Raw genomic sequence first — 20,182 nt, forward strand, 5'->3', positions numbered from 1 at the left:
TGGTGCAGTTTCCGCCCGGCGGGGGCTATGACGCCATGAGCCGGGCGCTGGCCCGCAGCCTCGACAAGTATCTGCCCAAGGGCGTCCGCGTCATCGTCAAGAACGTCACCGGCGCGGGCGGCCGGCGTGGCGCCGTGTACCTGTACCGGGCCAAACCGGACGGCCACACCGTAGGACTCGTCGACCTCCTGGGCCTGATCCCGCCCTCGATCACCGCCACGAAGAACCCGGGTTACGATCTGAACAAGTACCAGTGGCTCGCCCGCATGGGGAACGACGCCTACACGCTGTTCGTGTCAGGAAAGTCTCCACACAAGACCCTGGACGATCTCAAGAAGCTCGACCGGCTGACCTGGGGAGTCGAGGGGATCGGCACCGGGCGGTGGCTGCCGTCGTACCTAGCGGCCAAGAACCTGGGGCTGCGCTTCGACATGGTGACCGGTTACCGCGGAACCGGAGACAGCGTGCCCGGCCTGATGCGTGGGGACTTCGTTACCTGGCTGAACCCGAGCGAGCACTCCACGGTCGGGCCGCTGGCGAAAGGCGGCGATCTCCGCTGCGTCGTGCACCTGGCGCCGCAACGTTCCTGGGCCTGTCCGGACACACCCACCTCCAAGGAGTTGGGCCTGGGGTACCTGAGCAGCATCCTGCGGCTTGTGGCCCTGCCCCCCGGAGTCCCTCCCGAGCGGGCGAAGAAGCTGGAGGAGATCGTGGTCAAGGCCATGAATGATCCGGTGTTCACGGACTGGGCCAAGAAGAGCGGCACCCCCATCGATCCGGGCGACGCGAAGGCCGCGGTGGAGTCGGCCAACAACGTGATCTCCAATGTGGAAAAGGAGGCGGACGGCATCCGCAAGGCGCTGAAGAAGTAGCACGGGAGGCGCCCCGGCTCCTTTCGGGCGCCGCCAACCGAACGAGGACAACATGCCCGGCGTCATAGACGCAGATACGCACATATCCGAGTCGGCGGGGATGTGGGAGCTCATGGAGCCTTCCATGTACCCCCGGCGGCCGGTGATGACCGAGGTGCCGGACGACACCGTGTACGCGGACATCAACGTCCTGTGGCTCATCGACGGCAACCTGTTTCCCAAGCCCGCCGGTCGGGGCGGTTTCCGGCTGGTGACGCCGTCCCGCTCCAAGGGACAGGTGCGCCGCCAGGACGTGCTCATCGCCTGCCGCGAGATCACCGACGTGCCGGCGCGGCTGGCGGACATGGACCGGCTGGGGGTGGACGTGCAGGTCATCTACCCTACCCTGTTCCTGGTCTACCTGACCGACGACCCGGAGCTGGAGACCGCTCTGTGCCGCGCCTACAACGACTGGATGGCGGACGTCTGGTCCAAGTCCGGCGGACGGCTCCGCTGGGTGGTGGTGCCGCCGCTCCACTCCATGGACGCCTCGCTGGAGGAAATGCGCAAGGGCAAGGCCAACGGCGCGGCGGGCGTCACCCTGCGCGGTCTGGAGAGCGACCGGAGCATCGCCGAACCGTACTTCTTTCCGCTGTATGAAGAGGCCGAGATGCTCGACTTGCCCGTGTGCATCCACACCGGGTCGGGCTCCCGCACCCTGCTCAACCTCTTCGACCTGGCCGTCAGCTCGGTGTTCGCCAACCAGGTGGTGCTGCCGTTGTTCGCGTTCCGCGACATCGTCGCCAACCACCTGCCTGCGCGCTACCCCGGCCTGCGCTTCGGCTTCATCGAGGCCAAGGCGAGCTGGATCCCGTACCTGCTGCACGTGCTCCGGCGCGAGTCCCGGGCGGCGGTCGCTGGCGGCCGAAAGGGCATCCAGCGCCCCCGCTGGAAGCACGAGACTCACGTGGAGCTGTTCCAGGACTATCGCATCTACGTCGCCTGCGAGGCGGACGAGGACCTTCCCTACCTGCTCAACTACACCGGCGAGGACAACCTGCTCATCGGCTCGGACTACGGGCACACCGACCCGGCCAACGAGCCGCGCATGGTGGACGTCATGCGGCAGCGCGAGGACCTCCCGGCCCGCGTCATCGAGAAGATTCTGGTGGACAACCCCAAGGCGTTCTACGGCCTCTGACCGGGAGGTGTCCGCCGGACCGAGCCGGCCGCGGCATTGCCTTGCGGGCTAGGAGCATGTCGGGGAATTCGTATGGTGTCCTTCGACTTCGCTTCGCTGACGCTCCGCTACGCTCAGGACGAACGGTTGTGATAGTCTTGTCCTGAACCCTTCGGCAAAGCCTGTCCCGAGCTTGCCGAAGGGCTCAGGGCGAACGAAATCGAAGGACGGTTCAACTACCCGGACAGACTCCCAAGAGCCTGGGGTGCCCCGCGCGGCCGGGCGATGCACAGGAGGCGCCACAGTGGCGGATTCGCAGGAGAGCATGAGTGAACGGGCGGCACGGGAGGTCGGCGTGCTGCTGGGCAAGTGCGCGGCGGGAGAGGCGGAGGTCGCTGCCACCTACTTCAGCCGGCCGCGGCCCAGGGAAGACCACATCCGGTTTCTGAGACAGCAGACCGGCCGGGAACTGACCCGCGTGTACCAGTTGGGCGGCCTGCTGGCCAATCAGTTGGGGTGGCTGGGCGTCACGGTGGACCGGCACACCTACCTCAAGACCCTGGAGAAGCTTCACGAGGAGACCAACCACTACGTCATGTGCCACGACGTGCTGGCATGGTTCACGGGCGAGCAGCCCTTCATCGGCGAACTGCGCCGCTACGACATCTTCAATCCCGATCCGACCCTCCCCGAAAACGAGGCCAGCATCCGGTTGTCCCGTGAGAAGAAAGCCATCGCCGACGAGCTGGCGGCGGAGGGGGCGCCCTGGGCAGCCCTGGTGGGGGACGAAGGGGTGCTGGAGGGCGGCGGCTCGGGCACGTTCTTCGCCTTGAGCCGGATCAAGGGCGGCGAGCTCGAGCGACGGGTGGCCGAAGCCATGAAGGTGGTCCTGAACGACGAACTGCGGCACGGCGCCGACCAGTTGGAACGCTTCCACGACCTCGATTTGACGGAGGAAGACCTGGAGCGGATCAAGGGATACGTCAAGCGCCACGGCGACGCGCGGGTGCGGTTTCGCAACGCCCAGTTCAACTATCCGGTGAGCGAGGCACGCATGTGCGAGATCGAAGCCGGCAAGATCGAGCCGTTGTACGTCTGGGAAGAGGTCGTGCGGAGCGAGGCATGACGTACCCCCCGAGCCGCTCCCACGGATGAACAGGGCAGGACCGGATCCGCGCCCAGATGTCGGCGGCCCACGAGATCGAGGAACTCGACCGCGCCCTCGGGGCGTTCGCGGAAGTAGGGCGCGAACTGGGTGTCATTGACGAATAGCGTCCTTCGACGTCAGGTCGCCCGAGTGATGGATGGCGGACCCAACATCACCCAGGCGACCTGATGTCGAAGGACGCAAATGTCCGACAAACTCCCGGCGTGGAGGAACCGGCATGTACTCTCTCGAAGGACACAGCGCCGTCGTCACCGGCGGCGCCAGCGGCATCGGGCTCGCCACCGTCCGCCTGCTGGCGGAAGCGGGCGCCAACGTGGTCATCGCGGACATCAACGAAGAGGCCGGGGTGCAAGTGGTGGAGGAGTTGACGGAAAAAGGTGCGGGCGCGCTGTTTGTCAGGACCGACGTCACGCGGGGCGAAGACGTGGACGCGCTGATCAGCGCTACCACGGCCCGGTTCGGGTCGCTGGAAATCGCGATGCCGTTCGCCGGGATCGGGCTCGAGAAGCTCGCCCTGGAAACCACCCGGGAGGAATGGGAGCGCATGCTCGCCGTCAATCTCACCGGCAGTTTCCTGGTGATGCAGGCGGCGGGATCGGTCATGGTGGAGGCGGGCTACGGCCGCATCGTGGCCATGGCCTCCGTCTCCGGCATGCGCGGCGGCACCGGGCGGGTCGCCTACGGCGCCACCAAGGGGGCCATGATCACCATGACCCGGGTCATGGCCCTGGAGTTGGCCGAGACCGGGGTGACCGTGAACGCGTTGGCGCCGGGCCCGGTGGACACCGCGCTCACCCGGAAGATGTACGACGACGAAACCCGCCGCGCCTATGACCGGGCCATTCCCATGCGCCGATTCGCCCTTCCGGAAGAAGTGGCGCACGCGGCCCTGTTCCTGGCCCTGCCGCAGTCCGGCTACATCACCGGCATCACCTTGCCGGTGGACGGCGGCTTCACCTCGAGCGGCGTCATCAAGCGGAGTTGAGTGCCCGCGGAGGCGGGTCCGGGAATGGTTCCACGAGCCAAGCGGAGTCAAAGCTTGTAGAAGGCGAGGCCGTTCTCACGCAGGATCTTCCGCTTGACGGCCTCGGAGATGTCGGTGCGTTCGCGCAGCTCTTCGATGCCCGTCTCGCGCGCCTCGGCGTGGGGGATGTCGCCCTCGATGAGGATCTGGCCCTCGCCCACCAGCTCGATCACCTGGGGCAGCAGCGGTTCCTCCGCTTCGCACGTCACGTAGACCCGGCCTTCCTTGAGATATTCGCTGGGCGGCTTCTTCGACCGGTTCCCCAGCATCGACACCACCGGATGGTAATGGTCCATCCGTCCGACCATGTAGGGGATCCACTCGGAACCGGCCTCCAGGAACGCCACCCGCAGCTTCGGGAAGCGGTCCAGCACGCCGCCGCCCACGATGCTGAAGAAGCCCATGAGCACGGGTAGCGTGAAGCTCAGGATCAATGCGGCGTAGGGGTCCTCGCAGGTCCGGGTCAGGCCCGGCGCGCTCCAGCCCGTGTGGATACACACCGGCAGGTCCACGTCGCAGGCCGCCGCGTAGAACGGCGACAGGTCGGGATGGTGCAGCAAGGTCTGGCCCGCGGTGCCGCCGATCATCAGCCCCACGGCGCCCAGATCACGGGCGCGCCGCACCTCCGCCACGCACGCTTCGCGATCGCGCATGGGAATGACCGCGGCCCACTTCAACCGATCGGGGCGTTCGTTGCAACGTTGCGAGATCCAGGTGTTGTAGCTGCGCATCAAGGCGGCTTCGAATCGGGCATCGTCGGTGAGCCGGTGGAACAGGATGGAGGAGAAGATCACCTGGATGTCGATGCCGAAGGCATCCAGGTCCCTGATCCGGGCGTCGATGTCCGTCATGCCCTGGCTGCCGATGTTGAATACCTTGTCGCGGGCGAACTTCATCTCCAGCGGAGTGCCGCTGAAGGTGGTGCCCTTACCCCACAGGCGGGGATGGATCTGGCCGTCGATGAGCCACCACGCGTCGATGTGGGAGTTGGTCGCCAACCCCTCCCCCTGCACCACCACCGGCGCGCGGTGGCGAAACTCGTCGTCCAGAAAGTCCCAGGTCTCGCGCACTTCCATGACGTGGGAATCGGCATCCACGACGTCGATCTGTTTCATAGTGCTTCACCCCCGGGCGGCATCAGGCCTTTTCGCGCTCGAACCGCGCGGCTTCGCAGACGGCAAGAATCACCGCGTCGTCCTCGCCCGCGGCCACGAAGCCGTGGGGAATACGACCGTCGAAATGCACGGACTCGCCGGTTTGCAGGAGAAGGGCGCTGTACGGTTCCATGTAGAATTTCACCGGCCCGTTGACGACGTACAGGAACTCCTCCCCCGCATGGCCCTCGACGACCTTCGGCACGCGCGTCTCCTTGGGCAGTCGCACCAGCATCGGCAAGAGAGCCTTTTGAGCCAGCTCGCCGCTCAGCACACAATACTGGCCCCGGGCCGCGTCGTACACAATCCCGTCCCCCTCCCGGTTCACCGTCCTCGAGCCGTGCGCGAACGTCGCGAAGCCGGCGCCGCCCACCAGTTCCGACAAGTCCAGCCCGATCCCCTCGCACAAGCGCGTCAACACGTCGAAGTTCGGCGAAGTCTGGTTGTTCTCGATCTTGGACAACGTGGAGACGGCGATCCCGGTCTTCTCGGCAACCGCCGCCAGTGTCCAGTCGTTCTCACGCCGTATCCGACGGAGCAACCTGCTGAGACTGTTCGCCCGCTCAAACCGCGACACGTGTCCCACCCGATTCCGGCCGGAAATGACTATATGTCCTGACAAAAATAGGCATTAGACGAAAATAGGTTTCCCGATTGATCCCCAAACGTATTTACCCTTGCCCCGTGTACTCCTTCTCCGTCAGATTGACGTCCGTTTGCGAAACCACGAGAACCAGCGCGTCCCGGTCGCCCTCCGCGACCGTTGCGTGTGGCATCCGCGCGTCGAAGTGCACGGATTCCCCCGTCTTCAGGACTATCGAACGGTACGGTTCCATGAAGAACTTCACTGTTCCACTAAGAACGAAAACGAACTCTTCTCCCGCGTGAGACGCGACAACGGCCGGCGTCTCGCCGCCCTTCGGCACCCGAATCAACCGAGGCGCCATGACCTTCTTCGCGAGCTCGGCGCTCAGCACAAGGTACTCGCCGTGGGGTGATTGGTACCGGAGCCCGTCTCCCAGACGGTTGACGGTCCTGGACGCCTGGGCGAACGCGGAACCGCTTCCAGCCTGGAAAAATTCGGCCAGGTTCATTTCCAGGCCCTCGCACAGGCGAACGAGGACGTCGTAGTTGGGAGACGTCTGGTTTTTTTCGATCTTGGACAGGGTGGACACGGCGACGCCGGTCTTCCCGCTCACCGTGGCAAGAGTCCAGCCGTTCTCGCGCCGGAGACGGTGCAACGCCTGTCCGACATCGTGGGAGCGTGGTATTGCGCGCATGCGGCTCCTGTCTCGGTTTACGCGCGGCGGCAACAAAGGATACTTACGTTGCCGCCGTGAAATCATAGCTCGCCGGTGAAACAACGGTTCACTACTTTATAAGAACATATACCGTTGTCTGGAGCAAGCATCCGGACTAACGTTCCTCGCCGCGGCGAAAAGTTATTGACGGCTGAAACGGGCGGCGGAAAAGGAGAGAGTTTCGGCGTGGTGGCGCCGCCGATCTCGCCGCGCTAGACTTCCGGCATTCACGGCCCGCCGCCCGGGACGGTTGGGACGGGACCGAGGCGGATGTGGAGGGAGGGGCGGCGCCGGTGGGAATCGGAGGGAACATGAAACTCTACGGCTACTTTCGGAGCTCGGCGTCCTACCGGGTGCGCATCGCCTTGTCGCTCAAGGGCCTGGACTACGACCTTCAACCCATCCATCTGCGCCGCGGGGATCAGCGGGCAACGGACTATCTTGCGCAAAATCCCCAAGGGCTGGTCCCGGCGCTGGTGGATGACGGAAAGGTGCTCACGCAATCCCTGGCCATCGTGGAGTATCTGGAGGAACGGTTTCCGGAACCGGCTCTGCTGCCGGGCGGGGCGGCGGACCGGGCGTGGGTGCGGGCTCTGGCGCAGGTGGTGGCCTGCGACATCCACCCGATCAACAACCTGCGGATCCTGCAGTACCTGGAGAACGACCTGGAGCTGGACGACGGCGCCAGGGCCGCGTGGGCGCGCCGGTGGATCGAGGACGGCTTCGGCGCCATGGAAGCGATGCTGAAGGACGACCCGCGCACCGGGGACTACTGCTTCGGAGACAATCCGACGCTCGCCGATGTCTGCCTCGTCCCGCAGGTCTTCAACTCGCAGCGTTTCGCCGTGGACATGGGCCGGTTCCCCACCCTGGCGCGGATCCACGACAACTGCATGCGCCTTTCCGCGTTCAAGGACCAGGCCCCCGAACGACAGCCCGACGCCGAATGACCATCGCGCTGTCACCGGCGCGGCTGTTGGCGGCGGCAGCGTGCGCGGGCGGCCTCGTGCTCGCCGTCATGCCCACGCCCGCCGGACTGCCTCCCGCGGTCCTCCCCACCGCGGCGGTCGTGGTGGTGTGCGTGGGCCTTTGGGCCACGGCGGTCATCCCCGAATACCTCACGGCGGTCATCTTCTGCTTCCTGGCGGTGACCGTCACCGGCGCGCCGCCGGACACGGTCTTCGCGGGTTTTTCCTCTACCGCGGGGTGGTTGGTCTTCGGCGGCCTGATCATCGCCGCGGCGGTGCAGACCACCGGCCTCGGGGCGCGCATCGCCACCGCCGCGACGGCTTGGTTCGGCCGCTCCTATCGCGGCTTCCTGTGCCGCATCGTCCTCACCGCCGGACTCATGGGCTTCATCGTGCCTTCGAACATGAGCCGGGTGCTGGTCATGCTGCCGATCTTTCTCAGCATGGGCGAGCGCCTCGGGTTCGAGCGCGGGAGCACCGGGCGCACCGGCGTGACCCTGGCCGTGGCCGCGGGCAGCATCTTCCCGAGCTTCGGCATCCTCACCGCAGCCGTCCCCAACGTCGTCATGCTGGGGGCTGCCGAGAGCATACACGGCATCCACATCACCTACGGCGAGTACTTCCTGATGCACTTCCCGGTCATCAGCATCGTCAACCTCGTCGCCCTGCCCTTCCTGATCGCCGCGCTGTTCCCGGCCGAGGTGCGCGTGCTGGAGACGGCGGACGCGCCTTCGCCCTGGACCGCCGCGGAACGCAAGCTCTTGCTGATTTTGGTGGCCGCCCTCGCCCTATGGGTCACCGACTACTGGCACCGGGTGTCGCCGGCGTGGATCGCCCTCGGAGCCGGCATCCTGTGCCTTTTGCCGCGACTGGGTTGCATGCCGCCCGAGTCCCTCACCGGCAAGGTCAACCTCGGGCCCTGGCTCTTCATCTGCGGCATCGTGGGCCTGGGGTCGGTGGCGGTGCACAGTGGATTGGGAGATCTGCTGGCGGGATGGCTGCTGGACAAGCTCCCCATGGAGCCGGGCCGCGATTTCTTCAACCTCGCCGCCATGAGCGCCGTGGGCATGCTCATCAGCATCGCCACGACGGTTCCGGCCGAGCCGGTGATCGCTGCTACCCTGGCCAAGGACCTCAGCGCCGTCACCGGCTGGCCGGTGGCCACGGTGCTTCTGACCCAGACCGTCAACTGGTCCATGGTGCCTTTTCCCTACGAGCTGCCGCCCATGGTGGTGGCGGCGCGCCTCAGCGGGATGCGGGTGGCCCAGGCCACGCGGCTGTTGCTGGCCTTGACTCTCCTGGCCTGGACCGTGACGCTGCCGCTCCAGTTCCTCTGGCTGCGCCATCTGGGATACTTCGCGGGGTGACGTCGTGGGATGGGAGACCGGACTCTACGTTTTTGCCGTGGTGCTGTTGGCCGCAAGCCTTCAGGGCATCACCGGGGCCGGCATGATGATCCTCTCGGTGCCCCCATTGCTGGTGGCGTTGCCGGCCACGGTGGTGGTTCCGAGCATGGTCCTGGTCTTTCTGCCCCTGGGCCTGGCCCAACTCATACAGCTCCACCGGGACGTCGATTGGCGGCGCCTCGCGATCCTGTTCGTCAGCTCCGCCCTCATGGTCCCGTTCGGCGCCATGGTCCTGAAGGAAGTCGACACGGTGACGTTGCAACGGGGGATCGGTGCGCTGATGATCGTCCTGGTGCTGCTGCTTCAGATCAAACCCGGTCCCCCGTACGCGCGGGAAGCGCCGGCGTGCGCGGCCGTCGGCCTGATTGCCGGTTTCCTCGCGGCCAGCACCACCGTGGCCGGACCGCCGCTGGTGCTGCTGGGGCTGAAGCAACGCTGGGAACCGGCCGTGTTCCGCGCCACCGCCATCGCCTATTTCTTCAGCATCTCCGCGTTCTCCCTTCCGTTCTACTGGGAGATGGACCTGCTCACCCCGGTCACCGCGCGGTTCTCCCTCTACGGCCTGCCCGCCGTGGCCGTCGGATACTTCACGGCGACGTGGCTGCGCGCACGGGTGTCGGTGGCGGCGTTCCGGTGGCTCGCCACCGGCGTGGTGGTGGCCGGAGCCCTGTCGGCGGTCTTGTTGTGAGCGTCCCGGACACCACACGCCCTGGGTAGACCCGGCCTTGCAGGTTCACGAGAAGTGTTGACAACCCGCCGGCGACGTTGATAGAAGCGCGGCCAACAGACAGCGGCACGTCCACCCACACGACAACCCATCTCCAACGCACGGGACGAACCTGAAAGGAGACGGAAATGCGAACTCGATTCCGCGCCACTTTCGTGACCTTGGTCGTCGCGGGCCTCGCCCTGATCCTTGCGGCCGACACCGCATTGGCTCAGAAGAAGACCCGGATCTCCGTCGGCGTCACCGAGACCATGGAGACGTTCAACCCTTACGGAGACAGCGTGGCCCTTCTCTACGGCGTCTACACGGAGATGACCGGCCCCCTGTGCAAGTACAACTGGAAGGACGCCAAGTGGGAGCCGCGGCTGGCCAAGAGCTGGACCGTGGAAGACCCGAACAACTGGGTCTTCGAGCTGGACCAGCGGTACAAGTTCAATGACGGCAGCCCTGTGACCGCCGAGGACATCGTGCATTCCCTCACGCGCATCCTCAACGACCCCCAGAGCAAGCAGAAAGCCGCGGTGACCCGCCCCATCAAGGAGTCGGCGGTGGTGGACAAGTTCAAGGTCCGCATCACCACCAAGAAGCCCACCGCTCCGCTGCTGGACTTCCTCTGCGACAACCTGATCATCACCAGCAAGGCGGCCTACGAGAAGTACGGCGCCAGGGAAGCCGACCGCAAGCACATGATGGGCGGCGGGCCCTACGCGTTCGCCGAATTGGTACCGGGACAGCGCATGGTCATCAAGAAGCGCCCGGACCACCCGGACATGGTGAGAAACCCCAACGCGCCGGACGAGATCGTGTTCCGGGTCATGCGCGAACCCGAGCAGCGGGTGGCGGCGCTGATGAACAACGAGGTGCAGATCGCCCAGTTCATACCGCCGCATCTCTTCAATCCCGTGAACAGCTCGCCCAACCACAAGATCGCAAAGGCGGACTCCATCGAGATCATGTTCCTGGCCATGCAGCCCAAGCCGCCTTTCGACAAGAAGGAAGTGCGTCAGGCGGTGTGCTACGCCATCGACCGGGACAAGATCATCAACACCCTGCTCCAGGGTCAGGCGCGCCGGCTCGACGGCCCCCTGGGTCCGGGTCAGTTGGGATACAACCCGAACCTGAAGGCCCGCTACACCTACGACCCGAAGAAGGCGCGCGAACTGCTGGCCAAGGCCGGCTATCCCGACGGGGTGGCCGTGGAGTTGCAGACGCCGGTGAACCGCTACGTGCTCGACAAGCAGGTCACCGAGGCGATGATCCCGATGCTCAACGCCGCCGGCTTCAAGGCCAGGCTGCTGACGCCGGAGTGGCCGACGCTCTGGGCCAACGTGCAGAAGGGCAAGGTGCCGTTCTTCTACATGGGCCGCGGCGGGGTGCTGGACCCGAGCTCGGCGTTTCACCAGTACTTCAGGACGGGCGGGTCGCCGCGCATCGGCCTCTACACACCGGAAATCGACGCGGCCCTCGACGCGGAGCAGGCGGAGTTCGATACCGAGAAGCGCAACCAGCACCTCACCACCGCCATGGAACTGATCACGGACCTGGCGCCGGCCTGCTTCCAGTGGCGGCACCAGCTCCTGTGGGGCATGACCAACGACATCGAGTACGAGCCCCCGGCCGACGCCCGCATCTACGGCATGGACATGGTGGTGAAGTAGATCATCTTGTCCGGCGCAAGAGGGCATGCTTCCCGAAAGGAAGCATGCCCTCTTGCTTTTTGTCCTGATTTTCGCCGACTTGAGTTGACAACTCCCAACCACGTTGATAGAAGCGCGAGAATTGCGCAACGGCATCGTCACGTTGCAAGGGAAGGAACAAACAGAGGAGAGAAGAATATGCGGAACCACATGCGAATCACTCTCGTGGCTCTGACCGTTGCCGGGCTCGCGCTATGCTTGGCCGCCAACACGGCGTGGGCACAGACCCGTGTCACCATCGGCGCCACCGAAACCATGGAGACCCACAACCCGTACGGCGACAGCGTGGCGCTGCTCTACGGCATCTACACGGAGTTGGCCGGCCCTCTGTGCAAGTACAACTGGAACGAAGGCAAGTGGGAGCCGCGGCTGGCCAAGAGCTGGAAGGTGGTGGATCCCAACAACTGGGTGTTCGAGCTGGACCAGCGCTACACGTTCAACGACGGCAGCCCGGTGACGGCCCACGACATCGTCCACTCCATCTGGCGCATCTTCAACGACCCGCAGAGCAAGCAGAAGGCGTCCGTGGCCCGTCCGGTCAAGGAGGTCAAAGCGCTCGGCGACTTCACCGTGCAGGTCACCACCCACAAGCCCACCGCGCCTCTGCTGGACTTCCTCTGTGACGGCCTGATCATCACCAGCAAGGCGGTCTACGACAAGTACGGCCCGGCGGAAGCCGACCGGAAACACCACCTGGGCGGCGGCCCCTACGAGCTGGTGGAGCTGGTGCAGGGACAGCGCATGGTCATCCGGAAGCGCCCCGACCACCCGGCCATGTCGAGGAATCCCAACGCGCCGGACGAAGTCGTCTTCCGGGTGATGCGCGAGACCGAGCAGCGGGTGGCCGCCCTCATGAACAACGAGGTGCAGGTCGCGCAGCTCATTCCGCCGCATCTGATGAAGACGGTGGAGAACTCTCCGAGGCACAAGATCGTAAAGATCCAATCCCTCGTGATCATGTTCCTGGGCATGCAGCCCAAGCCGCCCTTCGACAAGAAGGAAGTGCGCCAGGCGGTGTGCTACGCCATCGACCGGGACAAGATCATCAGGACTCTTCTGCAAGGGCAGGCGCAGCGGCTTGACGGTCCCCTGGGTCCCGGCCAGTTGGGCTACAACCCGAACCTGAAGACCCGTTACACCTACGACCCCAAGAAGGCACGTGAGCTGTTGACGCAGGCCGGGCATCTGGGCGTCGAGGTGGAGTTGCAGACCCCTGTCGGCCGCTACATCCTGGACAAGCAGGTGACCGAGGCCATGATCCCGATGCTCAACGCCGCGGGCTTCAAGGCCAAGCTGCGGACGCCCGAGTGGCCCACCCTCTGGGCCAACGTCCAGAAGGGCAAGGTGCCGTTCTTCTACATGGGTCGCGGCGGCGTTCTCGATCCGAGCTCGGCGTTCCACCAGTACTTCAGAAAGGGCGGCTCGCCGCGGATCGGCTTCTCCCATCCCGACATCGACGCAGCCCTTGACGCGGAGCAACAGGAGTTCGATCCGGTGAAACGCAACGAGTACCTCACCCAGGCCATGGAACTGATCACGGACATGGCGCCCGCCTGCTTCCAGTGGCGGCACGAGTTCCTGTGGGGAATGGCGAAAGACATCGACTATCAGCCCCCGGCTGATTCCCGCATCTACGGCATGGACATCAAAGTGAAGTAGCGGGACAGTCACCGCCAACCAAGGGAGGGGCATGCTTCCGGACCGGAAGCATGCCCCTCTTGATTTAGGAGTCCCAGCGGCCGGTCCCGAAAGTCACATGGACCCCCGCGCGGGCATCAAGACTTGAGGAGGCATTCATGAACCCCCGATTCCGCGGCATCTTCATCCCTACCCTCACCACATTCGATGACGACGGCGAGGTGGATTTCGACGTCCTTGGTGAAATGCTGGAGTTCAACATCGCCGCCGGCGTACAGGGGCTCTTCGTGCTAGGCTCTACCGGCATGGGCCCGGCCATGACGACGGAACAGCGCATCGCCACCGCGGAATTCGTCATGGACCGCGTACGGGAGCGCGTCCCGGTCATCATGCACGCGGGCGCCGCGGACGTGCAGACCACCTGCCGCCTCGCCCGGCACTCGCAAGGCCTGGGGGTCGACGCGGTGGCCGTGGTGCCGCCGTACTACTATACCGACCATACTCCGTGGGAGATCACGGCGCACTACAAGGCCGTGGCGGCGGCGGTCAATGGCACGCCCCTTTTCCTCTACGACAACGTCAAGTACTCCGGCTGGGCCTTTACGCCGGCAACGGCCAAGGCCCTTCAGCAGGAGGTACCGTCGCTGTGCGGCATGAAGGCGAGCTACTACGCCCAGGGACCGCTGCTCGGTTATCTGGAAGCCATGCCCGAGGACTTTGCCGTCATGTCGGGAAACAGCATCGACCTTCTTCCGGCGACGCCCCACGGACTCAGCGGCGCCATCCCGCCCTTGACCAGCGCAATTCCCGAGATCTGTGTGGCGCTGTGGAACGCCCTGGAGCGCCGGGACTACGGTCAGGCGATTCCGCTACAGAAGAAGGCGGACGATTTCGGGCGCACCATCGGCCGGTTGGGGCAGCGTTTCGGCCGCAGCGCCCATCGCGAAGCCATGCGCGCCCGCGGTTTCAAGATCAAGCGCTACCCGCGCTGGCCTTCGGAGGAGTTGACCGAGGAAGCGATGCAGACCGTGGCGGACGCCTTGAAGGCCACCGGCCTTTGACGGTCCGCGGATCACGCGGCAGCGGGGGCGTCACCCCTTCTTGGCGGACGCGGGGGCCGGCGGCTCCAGGTCCCAGCCCTTGGCGGAGATGTCCATGATGACGCCGTTGGGGCCGCGCACCTTCTCCTCGAAGTAGAAGCTGTGGTGGGAACCCACCGCGTCCCCGAGGATTTCCGCCCCCGTGCCGTCCAGCCTGGCGTTGGCCTCCTGGACGTCGTCCACCTGGAACCCCATGTGATGAAGCCCCTCGTAGGCGGCGCCCCCCACCATGTCCGCGGCCTCGTCGGAGGGGTAGTTCAGGAACGCGAAGTTGACGTGTCCGTCCGAGAGGAACACGCCGCCTCCGCGGGGCGAATCGGGTACCTGCTTGATGAACTTGAGCCCGAACACCTTCTGGTAGAAGGCCGCGGTCTTCTCCGGGTCCTTGGTGGCGATTGCGATGTGTCTCAAGCGTGCCATGTATCCCCCTTCTTCTACTTCGTTCCTGCTCCCGGGCGAGCGGACGCCGTCAATCGGCCCCTTCCATGGCCCGGGCGATGCCGCCGAGAAACACCTGCCAGAACTCCAGGGACTGGCGCGCGGCGTCCAGTATCCCCTCCCACTGAACTTCCGTCTCGGCGTAGTTGGCCAACAGCTCCATGGTCTGGCTCTTGTGGTCGGTGTCGGCCTCGCGGTGCAGCTTGAAATTGGGTAGCTGCTCCAAGGTGAGCCCGAGGTCCTTCGTCCAGCGCTCCTGGGCACGGGTCTGGTGCGCCCCGCCGGGGATGATGGGGTCCAGGTTGACTCGCTCCAGCACGGCCACGCCGCCGAGCCCTTCGAGCCAGCCCAGGTTGAAGGCCAGCCAACTCCAGCCGCAGATGGCCGCCCGGGTGGTAGGCAGCGGCCGCGCGTGGTGAACCTCGTCGGCGGTGAGCCCCACGGCCTCGCCGTGCCGCACCCACAGTGTGTAGTGGTCCGAGCCGCAGCGCGGGTCGAACAGCATCTCCTCGGTCTCGTGCTCCAGCAACTCCTTCTTGACTTCCATGTGCGGACAGCGCGCGATGAGGTAGGCCCAGGCCGAGCGCCGGCCGCGTACGAACAGCCCGAACTGCTGCGCGATGATCTGCGCCCGGCGCGGGTTCAGCCGCACTTGGTAGAACTCCTTGACTTCGGGAGCGGCAAACGTCTCCCGGGTCAACTGGTTCAGCATCTCGTCGTACCGTGCCGCCGTCGCGTCCATCGTGCCGCTCCTTCTCAGGCGTCCGCCGGTATGCGCTCCATGGCTTCCAGCACCCCGGCGCGGTAGATGGTCATGAGCTCCATGGACTCCTTGACGGCGCGCAACGCCTTTTCCTGCAACGGCCCGGTGGCGTGCCTCTCGAGGTCGGGCAGGAACATGTCGCTGTGCTCCTCGTCGGCCTGGGAGTGCACGTCGAAGTTGGGCATCTGCTTCATCTTGAAGCCCATGTCCTCGCTCCAGCGCCGGCCCATGCGGGTGGAATGGCCGCCGCCGTGGTCCCCCAACAGGCGGTCGTCGTTGCACCACTCCGTCACCGTCAGCGCCGCCAGCCCTTCGAGCCACGGCTTTTCGCGGGTAATCCAGCCCCAGGCGTAGAGCACGGCGCGGGTCGTGGGAAGAGGATCGGCGTTGAGGATGTCCTCGGGCTCGAGCCCCACCAGCTTGCCCTGGTTCACGATCAGCGTGATGTGGCCGTGCTCGCTGAACTCATCCTTGATCACCTCGCCGTACTCGTGCTGCAGGATCTTCTGCTTCACCGACCAGACCGGGCAGTTGCCGGACACGTGCGCCCAGCAGTCCCGGCGGTGGCGAATGAAATGGGCCAGCTCCCGCACGATCACCTGGGCGCGCAGCGGGTTCTGCTTGAGGTCGAAATAGCGGTTCACGACGTCGGAAGCCGAATGCTCCCGCACGATGTCGCCGATGGCCTTGCGCCACTCATGAACTTCCATGGTGAGTCCCTCCCGGTCCCGTGGCGTCCCGCGAGTCATCTCGTGTATTCGCGGGACTACGACACGTTCCGATTCAATAGCCGATGGCGCAGCCGTCCTTGCGCGGATCCGACCCGCCCATGAGAACCCCGGTGTCCGGCTCGATGGCAATGGCGTGGGCGCCGCCGAAGCTCTCGGGCGCCCCGGCGACCACTTGGTGGCCGCGCGCCTGCAGCGCGCTCACGGTGCCGGCGGCCACACCCGGTTCCAGCGCCACTTCCACGCCGGACAGATGGTTGAACCGGTGCGCATCCAGCGCCTCCTGAGCGCTCATGCCGAAGTCCACCACGTTGCTGATGATCTGGCTCTGTACCTGGGCCTGGACGTGGCCGCCCTTGAGTCCCACCACCAGCACTGGACGCCCGTCCCTCAACACCATGCCCGGCATGAGCGTGTGGCTGCAACGCTTGTGCGGGCCGAGGCAGTTGGGGTGCCCTTCCTCGAGACAGAACATGTGGCCCCGGTTCTGGAGCACGATGCCGGTGTCCTCCACCGCCACGCCCGAACCGAAGCCCATGAACAGGCTCTGGATGAAGGACACCCGGTTGCCCCGGCCGTCGGCCACGGCCACGTACTCGGTGTCCCCTTCCACCGGCGCCGCGTCCACGCGGGACGCCGCCGTTTCCATGGAGATGCCGCGCCGGAGCGCGGCGATTCGCGATTCCGCCACCAGGTCGCACCAGCTCACGGTCATGCTGTCGCGGTCGGCAAGGTAACGCTCCCGGTCGGCAAAGGCGCGCTTCTTGGCTTCGATGAAGAGATGGAGGTGGTCGGCGCCGTTGTGCTCCAGCGAACCGAGGTCGTAGCCCTCCAGGATCCTGAGCATTTCCAGCGCCACGAACCCCTGCGTGGCCGGGGGCAACTGGTACACCTCGTGGCCGCGGTAGGACGCACGGATAGGCTCCACCCACTCCGAGGCATGCTCCTCCATGTCGCGCATGTCGAACGCGCCGCCGAGCTTGCGCGAGCAGCGCACGAGCTTCTCCGCCACCTCGCCGCGGTAGAAGTATTCCGCGCCCCCCTCGGCGATGCCGCGCAGCGTCCGGGCGAGGTCCGGTTGCCGGAAAATCTCTCCCGGTCGCGGCGCGCGCCCGTCCACCAGGTATCCGGCCGCGGCTTCCTCGTTCTCGCGGAGCTTGCCCTCCAGGCCGCGCCACTCCTCGCTGGTGAAGGCGCTCACCGGGAACCCGTCCTCGGCGTAGCGGATGGCGGGCTCCAGCAGAGCCGCCAGCGGGCGCGTACCGTGGGCCTCCAGGAGCGTCTCCCACCCGTGCACCGCGCCGGGCACGGTCACCGAGTGGATCCCGGTCTGCGGCACCGCGTCGAGGCCCTCCTTCCAGAAAGCCGCTGGATCGGCCCCGTAGGGAGAGCGGCCGCTGGCGTCCAGCGCCTTCATCTCGCCGGTCTCGGCGACGTAGAGGAGCGCGAAGGCATCGCCGCCGATGCCGATGGACATGGGCTCCAGCACCCCGAGCATGGCCGCGGTGGCCACGGCCGCGTCCACCGCGTTGCCGCCCTCCGCCAGCACCTGGACGCCCACCAGCGACGCCAGCCGCTGGCTGCACGCAACCATGCCGTTCCTGCCCATGACCGTGCCCATGATGCTCCGCGCGAGACTACGCTGCCTGGGTCTCCGGCACTTCCACCATCGCGGAGCCCAGCGCCCCGCGGTAGGCCCGGTCCAGGGCCAGGCAGTCGCGTGCCGCGCGGATGATCAGGGCGCCGGTGTCGGCGTCGCGCACGTACTTCTCGAACACCGGGTCGAACATGTCCGAGTGACCGATGTCCGCGGTCATGTGGAGCTTGGTGTTGGCGTCGAGCTTCTCCACCGAGCCCACGATCTCGCGCGCCTTCTTCATGGCCATGCGGTGGGTGAAGCCGCCTCCCTTGACGATCTCGTTGTTGTTCTTGCGCTCGGTGGTGTGGTTGACCATCAGGGCCTCGATCCACGAGCGCGTGGAGCACAGGTGGAACCACGCCCAGAACGCCGCCCGCGCCCCCGGCAGGAGGCTGGCCTCGTCCGCGGCCCCTGCCATGTCCTCGTCGGTGAGGTGCGCCGCGCCCAGACGCTCGTCGAAGATCAACTCGTCCTTCTCGTGCTCCCAGATGGCCCGCTTGACGTCCAGCGGCGCCTTGCCCGCCGCCACCGCCCAGCAGTCGCGCCGGCTCTTGATGTAATGGGGGTAGTGGAGATCGAGAACGGCCTGACGCGCCGGGGTGAGGCGGACGCCGAAGATGCGCCGGTATTCCGCGCTCTCGAAATGCCGGTTGACCATGTCGTCGACGACCGTGCGCGCTTTCGTCCACTCGCTCATGGGTACCTCCGATTCGAACTCACCCGCGGCCGAGGGTCCGGGACAGGGGCGGGTTTGAAACCCGCCCCTACGTCGTGGGCTCGCGCGCGGGGTGGGTTCCGGCGGGTTCAGACCGGCCAGCCGTGCTCGGACACGTCCACCCGGTTCTCCTCCGGATCGGTGATCCAGCTCTCCGCTATGGCGCCGTAGGTGTTGGCGTTGGCGGTCGCCTTCACGGACTCTTCGACGGCCTTGACGCTGTCCACCACGAAGCCGAAGTGGTGGATGCCGTAGGGCAGGTTCGGACTGCTGATCAACGCCACGTCGACGTGCCCGTCGGAGAGGTAGATGGTGCCGTTGGGCCCCCGGCTCTTCTCCTCCAGACCGAAGTGCTCCTTGTAGTAGTCCGCCACCTTGTCGCGGTCGTGGGTGTTGATGGCGATGTGTCGTATCCTGGGCCGTGCCATTGGCTTCTCCTTCCTGCTGGGTCCCCCTGAACGGGCGGTTTTCAGTTTCCGATGATGTTCCTGAGCTTGGCCTTGACCGCGGGCGAGGCGGCCAGCACCTGCTTTACTTGGGCCGCGACGTCTTCCGCCGACACGTAATCGATGGTCATCCTCGTCTTCTTGGCGAGCGCCAGAAACTCGGGGTCCTCGAGTGTTGCCTTGAAGGCCTTGCGCAGAACCTCGACGCCGTCGGCCGGGGCCTTGGGCGGCGCGGCGAACGGACGGAAGAACCGGTACTGGGCCATCCAGGCGTTGAACGCCTCCATGTCCTCCGCGCCCTTGATGAAGTCGGTGTACTTGGGAAGCCCCTTCACCTGGGGGTCGTTGGAATCGCCCTGCAGGAGCACCGGGATCAGCTGGTCGTCCCCCTTGGCGTTCAGCATGTCGCGGGCGGTGATCTTCATGGACACCCACTGCCAGCAGGCGCCGTCCACCTCGCGCCGGGTCATGGCGGCGCGAATGCCCGCCGTGCCCTGGTAACCGGGCACCAGCTTCACGTTGGCGCCGATAAGCTGCTTGAGGATTCTGGGTTGCTCCCGGGTGCTGCTGCCGGCCGCCCCCATGGTGATGGGCTTCTTCGACTTCACCACGTCATCGAGGGTCTTGACGCCGCTGAAGCCCATGAACGCGCACGCGGGCATGCCCACGCTCGGCGCCCCGATCCAGTGGAACTTGCCGGCGTCGAACTTGATCCCTTCCGTGCCCATGGTCTGTTCCATGACCAGGCCGCTGATGAGCATGGCGAAGGTCAACCCGTCGGGTTTGGCGACGTTGTAGAGGTAGTTGGCGGCGATGAGACTGCCCGCCCCCGGCATGTTCTGGACGATGAGGTTGGGCTTGCCCGGCAGGTGCTTGGGCATGTGGCGCGCGATGGCGCGCGCGTAGGTATCGTACCCGCCGCCGGGCGACGTGCCGACGATGAGCCGCAGCGTCTTGCCGGTGTAGTCCGGCGCGGCGTGAGCCGCGGCGAGCCAGCACAGCGAAACGGCGACGACCAGACAACCGAAAGTCCTGATCCTGGGCATGAGTTCCTCCAGTGGTGAGAGCGCGGTTGCCGGCTGTTGGTGAAACCGGAACCGCCTGTCGTGTGTCATCCCATTTAGCCCTCTTCGATCCCCAGGTTCAACCCTAGTGTCCTGTCTCACAGATAGCGTTATGAAGCTGCGGGTCCTTTTCGCCGTCGGCTGCGTTGCTCTTCCTCGCGTGGTACCCGCCACT

General features: G+C 65.9%; 20 protein-coding genes. 10 read left to right on the top strand and 10 right to left on the bottom strand.

Features of this window, described 5'->3' with window-relative positions:
• From OXU42_13600 to OXU42_13615, 4 genes are all read left to right on the top strand, one after another.
• Positions 1-872 (top strand): tripartite tricarboxylate transporter substrate binding protein (locus OXU42_13600; protein ID MDE0030423.1); only part of this gene is annotated, 872 nt, incomplete at its 5' end.
• Positions 873-924: 52 nt separating this feature from the next.
• Positions 925-2,052 (top strand): amidohydrolase family protein, encoded by a 1,128-nt coding sequence (locus OXU42_13605; GenBank protein MDE0030424.1) that lies wholly within the window; start codon positions 925-927, stop codon positions 2,050-2,052.
• Between the two features lie 283 nt (positions 2,053-2,335).
• Positions 2,336-3,157 (top strand): hypothetical protein, encoded by an 822-nt coding sequence (locus tag OXU42_13610; protein ID MDE0030425.1) that lies wholly within the window; start codon positions 2,336-2,338, stop codon positions 3,155-3,157.
• A gap of 259 nt (positions 3,158-3,416) precedes the next feature.
• Positions 3,417-4,184, top strand: a complete 768-nt coding sequence (locus OXU42_13615; GenBank protein ID MDE0030426.1) for an SDR family NAD(P)-dependent oxidoreductase — start codon at positions 3,417-3,419, stop codon at positions 4,182-4,184.
• Between the two features lie 47 nt (positions 4,185-4,231).
• Here the strand turns inward: OXU42_13615 and OXU42_13620 are convergent, their stop codons facing one another.
• The 3 genes from OXU42_13620 to OXU42_13630 all read right to left on the bottom strand — a co-directional run bounded on the left by OXU42_13620 (position 4,232) and on the right by OXU42_13630 (position 6,657).
• Positions 4,232-5,338: an amidohydrolase family protein gene (locus OXU42_13620; protein ID MDE0030427.1), complete on the bottom strand. Its 1,107-nt coding sequence runs from the start codon at positions 5,336-5,338 to the stop codon at positions 4,232-4,234.
• A 22-nt stretch (positions 5,339-5,360) separates the two neighbouring features.
• Positions 5,361-5,954, bottom strand: a complete 594-nt coding sequence (locus tag OXU42_13625) for an XRE family transcriptional regulator (GenBank protein ID MDE0030428.1) — start codon at positions 5,952-5,954, stop codon at positions 5,361-5,363.
• A 94-nt stretch (positions 5,955-6,048) separates the two neighbouring features.
• A complete protein-coding gene (locus tag OXU42_13630; protein MDE0030429.1) occupies positions 6,049-6,657 on the bottom strand; it encodes an XRE family transcriptional regulator in 609 nt (202 codons plus the stop codon).
• 332 nt (positions 6,658-6,989) lie between these two features.
• Between OXU42_13630 and maiA the strand changes: the two genes are divergently transcribed.
• From maiA to OXU42_13660, 6 genes are all read left to right on the top strand, one after another.
• Complete coding sequence (gene maiA / locus OXU42_13635) at positions 6,990-7,628, top strand: maleylacetoacetate isomerase (GenBank protein ID MDE0030430.1); 639 nt, start codon at positions 6,990-6,992, stop codon at positions 7,626-7,628.
• Positions 7,625-9,013 (top strand): SLC13 family permease, encoded by a 1,389-nt coding sequence (locus OXU42_13640; protein ID MDE0030431.1) that lies wholly within the window; start codon positions 7,625-7,627, stop codon positions 9,011-9,013. Before maiA ends, OXU42_13640 begins: the two co-directional genes overlap by 4 nt.
• A gap of 4 nt (positions 9,014-9,017) precedes the next feature.
• The gene (locus tag OXU42_13645; protein MDE0030432.1) at positions 9,018-9,740 is read left to right on the top strand and encodes a sulfite exporter TauE/SafE family protein; all 723 of its coding nucleotides are present in this window, start codon (positions 9,018-9,020) and stop codon (positions 9,738-9,740) included.
• Between the two features lie 167 nt (positions 9,741-9,907).
• Positions 9,908-11,437: an ABC transporter substrate-binding protein gene (locus tag OXU42_13650; GenBank protein MDE0030433.1), complete on the top strand. Its 1,530-nt coding sequence runs from the start codon at positions 9,908-9,910 to the stop codon at positions 11,435-11,437.
• A 189-nt stretch (positions 11,438-11,626) separates the two neighbouring features.
• Positions 11,627-13,135 carry an ABC transporter substrate-binding protein gene (locus tag OXU42_13655; protein MDE0030434.1) on the top strand — a complete coding sequence of 503 codons (1,509 nt, stop codon included), beginning with the start codon at positions 11,627-11,629 and terminating at the stop codon, positions 13,133-13,135.
• A gap of 137 nt (positions 13,136-13,272) precedes the next feature.
• On the top strand, positions 13,273-14,175 hold the full coding sequence (locus OXU42_13660) for a dihydrodipicolinate synthase family protein (GenBank protein MDE0030435.1): 903 nt from the start codon (positions 13,273-13,275) through the stop codon (positions 14,173-14,175).
• 30 nt (positions 14,176-14,205) lie between these two features.
• On the opposite strand, the gene OXU42_13665 is transcribed toward OXU42_13660, so the two are convergent.
• The 7 genes from OXU42_13665 to OXU42_13695 form a co-directional block, all read right to left on the bottom strand.
• Positions 14,206-14,634 carry a VOC family protein gene (locus OXU42_13665; protein MDE0030436.1) on the bottom strand — a complete coding sequence of 143 codons (429 nt, stop codon included), beginning with the start codon at positions 14,632-14,634 and terminating at the stop codon, positions 14,206-14,208.
• A gap of 49 nt (positions 14,635-14,683) precedes the next feature.
• Complete coding sequence (locus OXU42_13670; GenBank protein MDE0030437.1) at positions 14,684-15,394, bottom strand: iron-containing redox enzyme family protein; 711 nt, start codon at positions 15,392-15,394, stop codon at positions 14,684-14,686.
• Between the two features lie 14 nt (positions 15,395-15,408).
• Positions 15,409-16,125: an iron-containing redox enzyme family protein gene (locus tag OXU42_13675; protein MDE0030438.1), complete on the bottom strand. Its 717-nt coding sequence runs from the start codon at positions 16,123-16,125 to the stop codon at positions 15,409-15,411.
• A 73-nt stretch (positions 16,126-16,198) separates the two neighbouring features.
• On the bottom strand, positions 16,199-17,764 hold the full coding sequence (gene ggt, locus OXU42_13680; GenBank protein MDE0030439.1) for a gamma-glutamyltransferase: 1,566 nt from the start codon (positions 17,762-17,764) through the stop codon (positions 16,199-16,201).
• A 16-nt stretch (positions 17,765-17,780) separates the two neighbouring features.
• A complete protein-coding gene (locus OXU42_13685; protein ID MDE0030440.1) occupies positions 17,781-18,479 on the bottom strand; it encodes a hypothetical protein in 699 nt (232 codons plus the stop codon).
• Positions 18,480-18,586: 107 nt separating this feature from the next.
• The gene (locus tag OXU42_13690; GenBank protein ID MDE0030441.1) at positions 18,587-18,925 is read right to left on the bottom strand and encodes a VOC family protein; all 339 of its coding nucleotides are present in this window, start codon (positions 18,923-18,925) and stop codon (positions 18,587-18,589) included.
• 41 nt (positions 18,926-18,966) lie between these two features.
• Positions 18,967-19,989 (bottom strand): tripartite tricarboxylate transporter substrate-binding protein, encoded by a 1,023-nt coding sequence (locus tag OXU42_13695; protein MDE0030442.1) that lies wholly within the window; start codon positions 19,987-19,989, stop codon positions 18,967-18,969.
• Positions 19,990-20,182 lie beyond the last annotated feature (193 nt).

The sequence above is a fragment of the Deltaproteobacteria bacterium genome (assembly GCA_028818775.1).
In the GTDB taxonomy this organism is placed as follows: Bacteria; Desulfobacterota; Binatia; order UBA9968; family JAJDTQ01; genus JAJDTQ01.

What these genes read in the sequence shown, in the direction of transcription:
- OXU42_13685 (MDE0030440.1), bottom strand. Translation starts at nt 18,479, where the DNA reads ATGAGCGAGTGGACGAAAGCGCGCACGGTCGTCGACGACATGGTCAAC.
- OXU42_13605 (MDE0030424.1), top strand. Translation starts at nt 925, where the DNA reads ATGCCCGGCGTCATAGACGCAGATACGCACATATCCGAGTCGGCGGGG.
- OXU42_13695 (MDE0030442.1), bottom strand. Translation starts at nt 19,989, where the DNA reads ATGCCCAGGATCAGGACTTTCGGTTGTCTGGTCGTCGCCGTTTCGCTG.
- OXU42_13620 (MDE0030427.1), bottom strand. Translation starts at nt 5,338, where the DNA reads ATGAAACAGATCGACGTCGTGGATGCCGATTCCCACGTCATGGAAGTG.
- OXU42_13655 (MDE0030434.1), top strand. Translation starts at nt 11,627, where the DNA reads ATGCGAATCACTCTCGTGGCTCTGACCGTTGCCGGGCTCGCGCTATGC.
- OXU42_13615 (MDE0030426.1), top strand. Translation starts at nt 3,417, where the DNA reads ATGTACTCTCTCGAAGGACACAGCGCCGTCGTCACCGGCGGCGCCAGC.
- OXU42_13670 (MDE0030437.1), bottom strand. Translation starts at nt 15,394, where the DNA reads ATGGACGCGACGGCGGCACGGTACGACGAGATGCTGAACCAGTTGACC.
- OXU42_13665 (MDE0030436.1), bottom strand. Translation starts at nt 14,634, where the DNA reads ATGGCACGCTTGAGACACATCGCAATCGCCACCAAGGACCCGGAGAAG.
- ggt (MDE0030439.1), bottom strand. Translation starts at nt 17,764, where the DNA reads ATGGGCACGGTCATGGGCAGGAACGGCATGGTTGCGTGCAGCCAGCGG.
- OXU42_13650 (MDE0030433.1), top strand. Translation starts at nt 9,908, where the DNA reads ATGCGAACTCGATTCCGCGCCACTTTCGTGACCTTGGTCGTCGCGGGC.
- OXU42_13630 (MDE0030429.1), bottom strand. Translation starts at nt 6,657, where the DNA reads ATGCGCGCAATACCACGCTCCCACGATGTCGGACAGGCGTTGCACCGT.
- maiA (MDE0030430.1), top strand. Translation starts at nt 6,990, where the DNA reads ATGAAACTCTACGGCTACTTTCGGAGCTCGGCGTCCTACCGGGTGCGC.
- OXU42_13690 (MDE0030441.1), bottom strand. Translation starts at nt 18,925, where the DNA reads ATGGCACGGCCCAGGATACGACACATCGCCATCAACACCCACGACCGC.
- OXU42_13640 (MDE0030431.1), top strand. Translation starts at nt 7,625, where the DNA reads ATGACCATCGCGCTGTCACCGGCGCGGCTGTTGGCGGCGGCAGCGTGC.
- OXU42_13660 (MDE0030435.1), top strand. Translation starts at nt 13,273, where the DNA reads ATGAACCCCCGATTCCGCGGCATCTTCATCCCTACCCTCACCACATTC.
- OXU42_13675 (MDE0030438.1), bottom strand. Translation starts at nt 16,125, where the DNA reads ATGGAAGTTCATGAGTGGCGCAAGGCCATCGGCGACATCGTGCGGGAG.